Genomic DNA, 11,068 nt, shown 5'->3' on the forward strand with positions numbered 1-11,068 from the left:
GGCCTCTGCCCCCAGAGGCACAACAGAATCAAAAACAGGTCAACCAAAAATCACCCAATCCGAGCAATCACAGCCCCCAGCACCTGCGCCTTCCCCGCCTCAGCCACCAAAGCCACCACCCCGCTGCGATGCGCAGTCACCTGCATCTCCATCTTCATGGCCTCCATGACGGCAATCACATCGCCTTCCTGGACGGTGTCGCCATCGGCCACCTTCCACGCATGCAGATTCCCTGCAATGGGTGAGGTGACGGCAGCGGGGTCCACGGCAGATTCGGCAGCCGGCGCGGCAGCCACACCGCCGCCAGCCGATGCCAGCCCCTGCAGCAGCACCGCAGGCAGGCCCAGCGACACCCGTCGCCCGTCGATCTCGACCGCGCAGCGCACCAGGCTGGCGTCGGGCAGCGGCTCGGCGCGCACGGCGGCGGCCAGGGGTTCGGCGAAGTCCGATTCGATCCAGCGCGTGTGGACCTTGAAGCCGTCGTTGCCCACGAAGTCGGCATGGCCGATGACGGCGCGGTGGAAGGGCAGGACGGAGGACAGGCCTTCGATGCGGAACTCGGCCAGCGCGCGGCGGGCGCGGGCCAGGGCCTGTTCGCGCGTGGCGCCGCTGACGATGAGCTTGGCCATCAGCGAGTCGAAGCTGCCGGGCACGACCGAGCCGGTCTGCACGCCCGTGTCCAGGCGCACGCCGGGGCCCGAGGGCGGGTCGAACCGCACCACGGGGCCGGGCGTGGGCAGGAAGCCCCGGCCCACGTCTTCGGCGTTGATGCGAAATTCGATGGAGTGGCCCAGCGGCGCCGGGGTTTCGGTGATGGACAGCGGCAGGCCATCGGCCACGCGCAGCTGCTCGATCACCAGGTCCACGCCCGTGGTCTGCTCGGTCACGGGGTGCTCGACCTGCAGGCGCGTGTTGACTTCGAGGAAGGAGATGGCGCCGCTCTGGCTCAGCAGGAATTCCACCGTGCCCGCGCTGACGTAGCCGGCCGCCGCGCAGATGTCGCGTGCGGAGCTGTGGATGCGGGCGCGCTGCTCGTCGCTGAGGAAGGGCGCCGGGGCCTCTTCCACCAGCTTCTGGTTGCGCCGCTGCAGCGAGCAGTCGCGCGTGCCCAGCACGACCACGTTGCCGTGGGTGTCGGCCAGCACCTGGGCCTCGATATGGCGGGGGCGGTCCAGGAACTGCTCGACAAAGCATTCGCCGCGGCCGAAGGCGGTGACGGCCTCGCGCACGGCCGAGTGAAAGAGCTCCTCCACCTCGTCCATGCGCCACGCGATCTTCATGCCGCGCCCGCCGCCGCCGAAGGCGGCCTTGATGATGATGGGCAGGCCGTGCTGCTGGGCAAAGGCCAGCACTTCGCCGGCATCCTTGACGGGGTCGGGCGTGCCGGCCACCAGGGGAGCGCCGACCTGCAGGGCGATCTTGCGCGCCTCGACCTTGTCGCCCAGCTTGGCGATGGTCTCGGGCGTGGGGCCGATCCAGCGCAGGCCCGCATCCAGCACGGCGCGCGCAAAGGCTTCGCTTTCGGACAGGAAGCCGTAGCCGGGGTGCACGGCGTCGGCGCCGCTCTTGTGCGCGATGGCGATGAGCTTGGCGATGTTCAGGTAGGTGTCGGCCGGGCGCTCGCCGTCCAGGCCATAGGCCTCGTCGGCCATGCGCACGTGCAGGGCGTCGATGTCGGCATCGGCGTAGACGGCCACGGACTTCACGCCGTAGTCGGCGCAGGCGCGGGCGATGCGGACGGCGATCTCGCCACGGTTGGCAATCAGGACTTTTTTCATCGCAATACCTTCAATTGTTCTGCAGGCGCTGGGCGCCTTGCGCGCCGGGGGAATATTCCTCGAAGGCGCGAATGGGGTTGAAGCGGATCCAGGCGCCCACGGGAATCTGGCCGGCCAGATCGAGGTGGTGCGGCGCCACGCAGCCGATGACGGGATAGCCGCCCGTCAGCGGATGGTCGGCCAGGAACAGCACGGGCTGGCCGCTGGGGGGCACCTGGATGGCGCCCAGCGGCGTGCCTTCGCTGGGCAGCTCGCCGGCCACGGCGCGCGCCAGGGGCTGCTCGCCCGCCACGCGCAGGCCCACGCGGTTCGATTGCGGCGTGACCTGCCAGCGCTGCGCGGCCAGCAGGGCCACGGCCTCGGGCGTGAACCAGTCGGTGCGCGGGCCCAGTTCCACGTCCAGCACCACGTCCTGCCCGGTGGTGGGCAGGGATTCGGGCGGCAGCTCGGGTGCGGCCACGGCCTTGCGGTCCGCAGGCCGCAAGGGCAGGATCTGGCCCACGGCCAGGGCGGCGGGGCCGACATTCGCCAGGGTGTCGGTGCAGGCGCTGCCCAGCACGGGCGTGACGGCAAAGCCGCCGCGCACGGCCACATAGCAGCGCGCGCCGGCCACGGGCTGGGCGATGGTCAGCAGGTCGCCATCGGCCAGGGCCACGGCCTGGTAGCGCGGCACGCTCCAGCGCTGGCCGGACCCGGTGGTCACGGTCAGGGGCGCATCGGCGCCCGTGACGGCCACCACGTTCTCGCCCCGGCTTTGAAGCGACAGGCCACCGCCCACGGTCTCCAGCACGGCCAGGTCGCTGGCATTGCCGACCAGGCGGTTGGCGGCCTTGAAGGCTGCCTGGTCCATGGCGCCCGAGGCCGAGACGCCCTGCCCGGCCTGGCCCAGGCGGCCCCGGTCCTGGAACAGCGTCATCAGCCCGGTGGCCTTGACGCGCAGCGCGTTGCCCTCTGGCAGTTCGGCCTGCACGACAGCAGGCGCAGGTTCGGCATCCGCCTGCTCCATGCCTGCGGCATCGACAAAGCGCACGCGGTAGCCGGGCTGCAGCAGCGCAGGCAGCTCGCGCGCAAGGTCCCACATGCGCGCCGAGGTGCGGCCTATCAGTTGCCAGCCGCCCGGGCTGGCCTGGGGATAGACGGCGCTGAACGTGCCGCCCAGCGCCACCGAGCCGGCCGGCACGCGCGTGCGCGGCGTGGTGCGGCGCGGCACGTTGAAGATCGGATCGCCCCCGCTGAGGTAGGCAAAGCCGGGCGCAAAGCCCGTGAAGGCCACGGCGTACTCGCTGCCCGTGTGGCGGCGCACGACTTCCTCGGGCGTGATGCCCAGCAGCTGCGCCACATCGGCCAGGTCCTCGCCGTCGTAGTGCACGGGGATTTCGACCAGCACATCGCTGCGCTCGGCGCGCTGGCTCAGGTCACGCGCGGCGATGCGGTTCACCAGCTCGGCCACGCCCACCTGGGCGGGGGTGAACTGCACAAGCACGGTGCGCGCGGCCGGCACCAGCTCCTGCACGCCGGCGATGGGCTCGCGCTGCAGCGAGCCCAGCAGGGCCAGGGTTTCATCCAGGTCGGCCAGCTCCACCAGCAGGGCCTGGCGGTTGACAGGTAGAAAGCGCATGGCCACTCCTCAACCCGCGAAGGAGGAAATGCGCACGCCCTCCTGCTCGAAACGCTCGCGCAGATGGCGTGCGATGGCCACGGCTCCCGGGCTGTCGCCATGCACGCAGATGGAGTCGGCGGCAATGCGCACGGGGCTGCCGTCCACGGCCTCGACCACCCCTTCGCGCACCAGCATGAGCATGCGCGCGGCGATCTGGTCCACGTCGTGCAGCACGGCGCCCGGATCGCGGCGCGAGACCAGGGTGCCCTCGGGCGTGTAGCCCCGGTCGGCAAAGGCCTCGGCCACCACGGTCAGGCCTGCGTCGCGCGCCCAGTCGATCAGGGGCGAGCCGGCCAGCGCCACCAGCACCAGGCTGGGGTCGATGGCGCGCATGGCCGTGATCACGTCGGTGGCCTGGCGCCTGTCGTGGGCGATGGTGTTGTAGAGCGCGCCGTGCGGCTTGACGTAGCGCACCTCGGTGCCAGCCACGCGGGCCAGGCCCTGCAGCGCGCCGATCTGGTAGATGACGCCGGCCACCAGGTCGGCGCTGGCCACGTCCATGTTGCGCCGGCCGAAGCCGACCAGGTCGGGATAGGACACATGGGCGCCGACGATGGCGCCGCGCGCGCGGGCGGCCTTGAGCGTCTCCAGGATGCCTGCCGGGTCGCCGGCATGGAATCCGCAGGCCACGTTGGCGCTGCTGACGATATCGAGCATGGCGGCATCGTCGCCCATGCGCCATCCACCCAGGCTCTCGCCAAGATCACTGTTCAGGTCAATTTTCATCGTTCTCTCCTCACCGGACTCGGTGCACGGGGTTCAGTGCAGCTGGCCGGCGTTTTCCTTCAGATCCTGGGACACGGTCAGGGCCGTGCGGATGGTCTCGCGCACGGCAGCCACCTGGTCGGCCAGCGACATGCTGGGCATGCCCGGCTTGCGCGCTGCCTGCTCAGGCAGGGCCGGCACATGGATGAAGCCGCCCCGCGCACCCGGCGCAGCCTTGCCCTGGGCCAGCCAGTGCATGAGCGCGAAAAACACGTGGTTGCAGACAAAGGTGCCCGCCGTGTTGGACACGGAAGACGGAATGCCCCGCGCACGCAGGTTGTGCACCACGGCCTTGATGGGCAGCGTGGAAAAGTACGCGGCGGGCGCGCCCGGGATCACCACCTGGTCCACGGGCTGGCGCGCCGCATGGTCGGGAATGCGGGCGTCGTCGATATTGATGGCCACGCGCTCGGGCGTGAACTCGCTGCGGCCGCCGGCCAGGCCCAGGCTGATGACCAGCACCGGCTGCAGCTGCGCAAGCGCCTCCTGCAGCTGGCGCAGCGATTCGCCGAACACGCAGCGCAGCTGCAGGCCGTGGACGGTGGCGCCCTCCACGATCTCTCCATGCAGGGCACGCGCCACTTCCCACGAGGGATTGACAGGGTCCTGCTCGAACGGCTCGAAGCCGGTCACCAGGATGCGCGGGGAAGTGGAATCGGTCATGGCAACAGTCCGTCCTTTAACGGAACATCAGGAAATACATGAGGAAGACGTTGGCCGTCAGCAGGGCCAGGGCCGTGGGCACCTGGGCGCGGATCACGGCATTCTTGTCGATCTCCAGCAGCGCGGCGGGCACCAGGTTGAAGTTGGCCGCCATGGGCGTCAGCAGGGTGCCGCAGTAGCCCGAGAGCATGCCGATGGCCGCCATCACGGCCGGGTCGCCATGGTAGACGCCCACCAGAATGGGCACGCCCACGCCGCCCGTCATCACCGGGAAGGCCGCGAAGCCATTGCCCATCACCACCGTGAACAGCGCCATGCCGAGCACGTAGACGGCCACGGCCACGAAGCGGATGTCCATGTTGATATAGGTGGTGGTCACATAGGCCACGGCCTTGCCCACGCCGGCGTCCGAGAACACCAGGCCCAGCATGCCCAGCATCTGGGGCAGCACCAGGGCCCAGCCCAGCGCATCGGTCAGGCGGCGCGATTCGCGCATGCCCTGGGCCGGCGTCTCGCGGGTCAGCCAGCAGGCCAGGCCCAGCGCCAGCACGCAGCCCACGCCCAGGCTCACCAGCGTGGTGGCCTTGGGGTCCAGCAGGGGCGTTCCGCCGAAGACCAGGTGCGAGGCGCTCAGCGTGCCCACCATGGTGATCAGCGGAATCGCCAGGGCCGGCACGAACAGCTTGTTGCCCAGGCGCTTGGCGCTGGCCAGGTATTCGGCATCGCTGCGCGGCGCGTGGCGGCCGCTGCCCACGCCGCCGAAGCCGGCGATCAGCGCCATGGCCACGGCGATCACGCCCACCACCATGGGGGGCAGCTCATGGCCCACCAGGAACACGGCCGCATACAGCGCCCAGAACAGGCCGCTGGACCAGCGCTTGGGATTGCTGGCATCGCGTAGCGTCATCACGGCCGTGACGGCCAGGACGAAGCCGACCAGGTAGTACAGGTGTTGGATGGTCAGCGTCATTTCAGGCTCCCTTGGCTTGGGTGGCGTTGGCATTGGCCGCGTCGGCTGCGACGCCCGCCTTGTACTGGGCCAGCTCGCGCTCGAGCATGCGGTCCAGGCGACCCAGGCGCCAGGCGTGGATCACGAAGGCGCAGATGGCCGTGGGAATGCCCCACAGCGCGACGTGGATGGGCTCGACCTCGATGCCGGCTTCCTTCAGGAAGGTGGTCATCAGCACGATGGCGCCGAAGGCCACGAAGATGTCCTCGCCGAAGAACAGGCCCACGTTGTCCGTGGCGGCCGAGTAGGCGCGCAGCTTGTCACGCACCTTGGCGGGCAGGATGCCGAAGCGCGACTGGGTCGCGCCTTCGGCCATGGGCGCCAGCAGCGGACGCACCATCTGCGGGTGTCCGCCCAGGCTGGTCAGGCCCACGGCGGCCGTCAGCTGGCGCGCCGCCAGGTAGACGATGAGCAGGCGGCCAGCGGTGGCCGACTTGATGGAGCTGATCCAGTTCTGCGCATGCTGGCGCAGGCCATGGCGCTCCAGCAGGCCGATCACGGCCAGCGGCAGCAGGATGATCAGCGGCAGGTTGCGCGTCTTGATGAAGCCCGTGCCGATGGTGGCCAGCACCTTGTCGACGGGAAAGCCCGCCGCCAGTGCCGTGCCGATGGCCGTGACGATCACGACCAGCATGGGATTGAAGCGCAGCACGAAGCCCGCAACGATGATGGCCACCCCGATAAGCGGCCAGAGATTGACGTCAGTCAGCATGTTGATTCCCCCTTCACACCCCCGGTGCGCGACGGCCGTCGAGCCACCCCGCATGCCCAACCCGGTGGCAAGGAGTGCGCTGCCGACCTGGTTTTGTTCAACAAAACTAGTAATTTGTCTTACAGAAACGAATTGTGATTAAGACAATCAACGCATACTGATAGTACAAACCCGCATACACCTGCCTACGCAATGTGCACTGACAGGGTTCTTGCCAAAGTCATGAAAACTATCGATGATTGAATACCGATAGAAGACATGAATGCAACAATGCCCCTGCGCCGGTATCGCCTGCGGCAAGGCCGCCTCCTACAATGGGCCGCGCTCCCAGCGCGGGGCGCATGCGCGGCAGGCGTCGTGAATGGCCCTTCCTGCTCCCAACCCACCTTGCCCGAGCCCTGAATCCATGCGACGCCGTCAGATTGTTTCCCTGGTTCCCCGCGCTGCGGCCATCGCAGCGGTCCCGGCCCTGGCGCCGGCCTTCGTGCGCAATGCCTTTGCCGACGAGGCCGGCCTGTCCGCCAAGGCCATCACCATCGGCTCCACGGTGTCCCTGAGCGGCCCGCTGGCCGCATACGGCACCGACATCAAGCTGGGCACGGAAGCGGCCATGGCGCAGATCAATGCCCGCGGCGGAATTCACGGCCGCACGCTGCAGCTGCAGATCGTGGACGATGGCTATGTGCCCCAGCGCTCGGCCGACAACGTGCGGCAGATGCTGTCCAAGGGCACGGCCTTCGCCCTGCTGTCGTGCAACGGCACGCCCAACAATGCGGCCATCATTCCGCTGATCGAAGAGGCTGGCGTTCCCTACGTGGCGCCGATCACGGGCGCCTCGTCGCTGCGCAAGGGCGCGCGCAACGTCTTCCATGTCCGGGCCAGCTACACCAATGAGGTCCACCGACTGATACAGCGGCTTGCAGGCATGGGCCTCAAGGGCATCGGCATCGTCTACCTGGACAACGCCTACGGCCGGGAAATACTGGAAGACGCCACACGCGCACTGGAAGCCGGGAAGATGGCCCCCTCCGTACAGGCGGCCATTGCCACCGATGGCAAGAACCTGGCCGAAGTGTTGAACAAAGTGCATGCGGCCCGTCCGTCCGCCGTGTTGCTGGCCACGGCCGGCACGGTGTCGGTCGCGCTGGTGCGCGGCCTGCGCAAAAGCGTGCCCGGCGTGCTGCTCACGGGCCTGAGCGTGACCTTGCCCAACGACAGCCTCAAGCCGCTGGGCGACGATGCCCGGGGCCTTGCCATGACCATGGTCGTCCCCGCGCCCCATCAGGCCCGGCTGCAACTGGTGCGCGACTACCAATCGGCCCTGCGCGCCCACGGCCAGCAGGAGTTCTCCATGGGCTCGCTGGAAGCCTATGTGAATGCACGCGTGCTGGCCGAGGGCCTGGAACGCGCCGGCCGCGACCCCACCCAGGCCAGGCTGCGCTCGGCGCTGGCCGGCATGCGCAACTGGGACATGGGCGGCTTTGTGATCGACTACAGCGGCCAGCCGCCGCATGTGGGCTCCAGCTTCATCGACCTGGGCGTGCTGGGCAACGCGGGGCGCTTCATCGGTTGATGCCGGTGGCGGCTTGCGGGCCGGGCCGCGATGGTTTCTTTCTCTCGCCGCACCAAGGAGTTCTCGCCATGCCTGCCGAACGCCACCGCCTTGTGCCCTGCGCTTCCCACCGCGGCGTGCCACGCCGCCTGCTCATCCTGGCCGCCGCTGCCCTGCCCGGCCTTGCGCCGGCGCAGAAATGGCCGGCGCAGCCCGTGCGCATCATCGTTCCCTACACGGCCGGTGGCGGCTCGGACAACATCGCCCGCGCGCTGGGCACGGAACTGTCGCGTGAACTGGGCCAGCCCGTGGTCGTGGACAACAGGCCCGGGGCCTCGGCCATGCTGGGCGCAGAAATGGTGGCGCGGGCCGCGCCTGACGGCTACACGCTGCTGATGGCCGACATGCCGCACACCATCACGCCCAGCCTGTACAAGACGCCCTACGACGCGCTCAAGGACTTCACGCCCGTGGCCCTGATCGGATCATCGCCGCTGGTGCTGGCCGTCAACCCGAATTTCAAGGCGCAGAGCGTGAAGCAATTCGTGGCCCTGGCCAAGGCGCAGCCGGGCCGGCTCAACCTTGCATCGGGCGGCACGGGCACGGCCACGCATCTGGCGGGTGAGCTGTTCAAGCAGCAGACCGGCACCTTCATCACCCACATCCCCTACAAGGGCTCTGGGCAGGCCATTGCCGATGTGGTTGCCGGGCATACCGAGAGCATGTTCGCCTCGGCACCCACCGTGATCCCGCATATCCGAAGCGGTGCGCTGCGCGCCCTGGCCACCACCAGCGCCCAACGCTCGCCGGCCCTCCCCCAGGTTCCCACGCTGGGCGAAAGCGGCGTGCGCGGCCTGACCGTGCTGCACTGGTTCGGCCTGCTGGGGCCTGCCGGTTTGCCCTCCGGCATCCAGACCACGCTGCACGATGCCGTGGCCCGCGCCATGGCCACGCCCGCGCTGCAGGCCAAGCTGCAGTCCCTGGGGCTGGAGCTGACGCCCCGCACTGCGGCAGAGTTCGGCGCCCAGATGGAGACCGACGCGGCGCGTTGGGCGCGCGTCGTCAAGGAACGCAACATCAAGGCCGACTGATGTCCAGCCTGCACCCTCTTCCCGACGCCATCGACCTGCGCAGCGATACCGTCACGCGCCCCACGCCGCAGATGCTCGAAGCCATGGCCCGCGCCCCGCTGGGCGATGACGGCCTGGACGGCGACCCGACCGTGCGCGCGCTCGAGGAGACCGCAGCCCAGCGCTTCGGCAAGGCTGCGGGCCTGTTCGTGGTCAGCGGCACCATGGGCAATCTGGTGGCCGTGCTCGCCCATGGCCGCATGCCCGGCGAGGTGCTGGCCGAGGCCGGCAGCCATCTGCTGAACGCCGAGCGCGCCGCCGCGGGCCTGACCGGCATGCACTACCACAGCCTGGCCGGCGACGGCGGCCTGATCGCCCTGCCCGCGCTGGAGGCGGCGCTGGACACCGCCATCTCCGCACGCTGCCCCAGCGCGGTGGTGGCCGTGGAGAACACGCACAATGCGCGGGGCGGCACCGTGGCCGGGCCCCAGGCGCTGGCCGCCGTGCATGCGCTGGCCTGCCGCCATGGCGTGCCCGTGCACACCGATGGCGCGCGCCTGTTCAATGCCGCCGTGGCACTGGGCCTGTCCTGCCGCGAGATGGCTGCGCACACGGACTCGGTCACCGTCTGCCTGTCCAAGGGGCTGTCCGCGCCCGTGGGCTCGGTGCTCATGGGGCCGGCCGACTTCATCGCGCGGGCGCGCACCATACGGCGCATGCTCGGCGGCACCCTGCGCCAGGCCGGCGTGATTGCGGCGGCAGGGCTGGTGGCGCTGGAGCACATGGTCGAGCGCCTGGCCGACGACCATGCGCGCGCCTGCCGCCTGCACCAGGGCCTGCGCGCCATCGACCCGGCTTGGTGCGCGGCCGAACTGCCGCAGACCAACATCGTCCAGGTTCGCGTTGACACCAGCGCGGCCGAAGCGCGCCTGTGGCAAGCACGCCTGGCCCAGGCCGGCGTGCTGGTGCGCACGGGCAGCGCCGGCCTGCTGCGCCTGGTCACGCACCGCCATATCGACGATGCCGCCGTGGACAGCACGCTGCAGGCCTTCGCCCGGCTGCAACACCCCACCTGAGCACTGCACGAAACCGGCGACCGGCCCGGCGCTGGCTACACTGCGCTCTGGCCCTTGCATCCCGACCACCATGACCCGCAGCACCGACATCCTCAACCTGACCGACCGCGTGACCGAGCAGCTGCGCAGCAAGCTCATCGATGGTGCCTGGGAGCCCGGGCAGAAGCTGTCGGAAGCCTCGCTCAGCGAAAGCCTGCAGATCTCGCGCAACACGCTGCGCGAGGCCTTCCGGCTGCTGACCAAGGAGGGGCTGCTGGTGCACGAGCCCAACAAGGGCGTGTCGGTGGCGGCGCCCAGCATCGCCTCCATCATCGACATCTACCGCGTGCGCCGCATGGTGGAGTGCCAGGCCCTGGCCCAGGCCTATCCCATGCACCCGGCGCGCAGCCTGATGCGCGAAGCCGTGGAAGCGGCACAGCGCCACCGCGAGGCCCAGGACTGGTCCGGCGTGGGCACGGCCAACATGAGTTTCCACAAGGCCGTGGTGCAGCTGGCCGACAGCGAGCGCCTGGACACCATGTTCGAGCACCTGCTGGCCGAGCTGCGGCTGGCCTTTGGCCTGCTGCGCGACCCGCACTTCCTGCATGCGCCCTATGTGGACATGAATGCGCGCATCCTGCAGCAATTCGAGGACGGCAAGCCGGCCGAGGCCGCTGCCGCGCTCAATGAATACCTGGTGCATTCGGAGCGGCTGATCCTGGCCGCCTATGCCCGACGCCTGGCTGAGAAGGGCATCAAGGTGTGAAGGCAATAGACACCCCCTGAGTCGCTTCGCGCCTTCCC

Annotated in this window: 10 protein-coding genes; 4 read left to right on the forward strand and 6 right to left on the reverse strand. The window is 69.5% G+C overall.

Annotation, left to right across the window (positions count from 1 at the left end):
• Positions 1-50 precede the first annotated feature (50 nt).
• Genes DTS01S_RS25435 through DTS01S_RS25460 form a run of 6 tightly spaced genes read right to left on the reverse strand, consistent with a single transcriptional unit; the run spans position 51 to position 6,587 of the window.
• Positions 51-1,778, reverse strand: coding sequence for an acetyl/propionyl/methylcrotonyl-CoA carboxylase subunit alpha (locus DTS01S_RS25435; protein ID WP_017405382.1), 1,728 nt, complete (start codon positions 1,776-1,778; stop codon positions 51-53).
• Positions 1,779-1,788: 10 nt separating this feature from the next.
• On the reverse strand, positions 1,789-3,396 hold the full coding sequence (locus tag DTS01S_RS25440; protein ID WP_017405383.1) for a 5-oxoprolinase subunit B/C family protein: 1,608 nt from the start codon (positions 3,394-3,396) through the stop codon (positions 1,789-1,791).
• Between the two features lie 9 nt (positions 3,397-3,405).
• Entirely contained in the window at positions 3,406-4,164 is a 759-nt protein-coding gene (locus DTS01S_RS25445) for a LamB/YcsF family protein (RefSeq protein WP_016454390.1), read from the reverse strand.
• A gap of 33 nt (positions 4,165-4,197) precedes the next feature.
• A complete protein-coding gene (gene pcp, locus DTS01S_RS25450; RefSeq protein ID WP_016454391.1) occupies positions 4,198-4,866 on the reverse strand; it encodes a pyroglutamyl-peptidase I in 669 nt (222 codons plus the stop codon).
• Between the two features lie 16 nt (positions 4,867-4,882).
• A complete protein-coding gene (locus DTS01S_RS25455) occupies positions 4,883-5,836 on the reverse strand; it encodes a DUF979 domain-containing protein (protein WP_016454392.1) in 954 nt (317 codons plus the stop codon).
• Between the two features lies 1 nt (position 5,837).
• Positions 5,838-6,587: a DUF969 domain-containing protein gene (locus DTS01S_RS25460; RefSeq protein WP_016448769.1), complete on the reverse strand. Its 750-nt coding sequence runs from the start codon at positions 6,585-6,587 to the stop codon at positions 5,838-5,840.
• Between the two features lie 406 nt (positions 6,588-6,993).
• On the opposite strand from DTS01S_RS25460, the gene DTS01S_RS25465 reads away from it, so the two are divergent.
• The 4 genes from DTS01S_RS25465 to DTS01S_RS25480 all read left to right on the forward strand — a co-directional run bounded on the left by DTS01S_RS25465 (position 6,994) and on the right by DTS01S_RS25480 (position 11,030).
• The gene (locus tag DTS01S_RS25465; RefSeq protein WP_016448770.1) at positions 6,994-8,160 is read left to right on the forward strand and encodes an ABC transporter substrate-binding protein; all 1,167 of its coding nucleotides are present in this window, start codon (positions 6,994-6,996) and stop codon (positions 8,158-8,160) included.
• A 68-nt stretch (positions 8,161-8,228) separates the two neighbouring features.
• Positions 8,229-9,230, forward strand: coding sequence for a tripartite tricarboxylate transporter substrate binding protein (locus DTS01S_RS25470; protein ID WP_061289498.1), 1,002 nt, complete (start codon positions 8,229-8,231; stop codon positions 9,228-9,230).
• Positions 9,230-10,285, forward strand: coding sequence for a threonine aldolase family protein (locus DTS01S_RS25475; RefSeq protein ID WP_016448772.1), 1,056 nt, complete (start codon positions 9,230-9,232; stop codon positions 10,283-10,285). The genes DTS01S_RS25470 and DTS01S_RS25475 overlap by 1 nt, the downstream gene beginning before the upstream one ends.
• Positions 10,286-10,355: 70 nt before the next feature.
• Positions 10,356-11,030: a GntR family transcriptional regulator gene (locus tag DTS01S_RS25480; protein ID WP_016448773.1), complete on the forward strand. Its 675-nt coding sequence runs from the start codon at positions 10,356-10,358 to the stop codon at positions 11,028-11,030.
• Positions 11,031-11,068: the final 38 nt, after the last annotated feature.

It is taken from the genome of Delftia tsuruhatensis NBRC 16741 (assembly GCF_001571325.1).
In the GTDB taxonomy this organism is placed as follows: Bacteria; Pseudomonadota; Gammaproteobacteria; order Burkholderiales; family Burkholderiaceae_C; genus Comamonas; species Comamonas tsuruhatensis.

Coding starts and splice junctions, on each gene's coding strand:
- DTS01S_RS25435 (WP_017405382.1), bottom strand. CDS start 1,778: ATGAAAAAAGTCCTGATTGCCAACCGTGGCGAGATCGCCGTCCGCATC.
- DTS01S_RS25440 (WP_017405383.1), bottom strand. CDS start 3,396: ATGCGCTTTCTACCTGTCAACCGCCAGGCCCTGCTGGTGGAGCTGGCC.
- DTS01S_RS25445 (WP_016454390.1), bottom strand. CDS start 4,164: ATGAAAATTGACCTGAACAGTGATCTTGGCGAGAGCCTGGGTGGATGG.
- pcp (WP_016454391.1), bottom strand. CDS start 4,866: ATGACCGATTCCACTTCCCCGCGCATCCTGGTGACCGGCTTCGAGCCG.
- DTS01S_RS25455 (WP_016454392.1), bottom strand. CDS start 5,836: ATGACGCTGACCATCCAACACCTGTACTACCTGGTCGGCTTCGTCCTG.
- DTS01S_RS25460 (WP_016448769.1), bottom strand. CDS start 6,587: ATGCTGACTGACGTCAATCTCTGGCCGCTTATCGGGGTGGCCATCATC.
- DTS01S_RS25465 (WP_016448770.1), top strand. CDS start 6,994: ATGCGACGCCGTCAGATTGTTTCCCTGGTTCCCCGCGCTGCGGCCATC.
- DTS01S_RS25470 (WP_061289498.1), top strand. CDS start 8,229: ATGCCTGCCGAACGCCACCGCCTTGTGCCCTGCGCTTCCCACCGCGGC.
- DTS01S_RS25475 (WP_016448772.1), top strand. CDS start 9,230: ATGTCCAGCCTGCACCCTCTTCCCGACGCCATCGACCTGCGCAGCGAT.
- DTS01S_RS25480 (WP_016448773.1), top strand. CDS start 10,356: ATGACCCGCAGCACCGACATCCTCAACCTGACCGACCGCGTGACCGAG.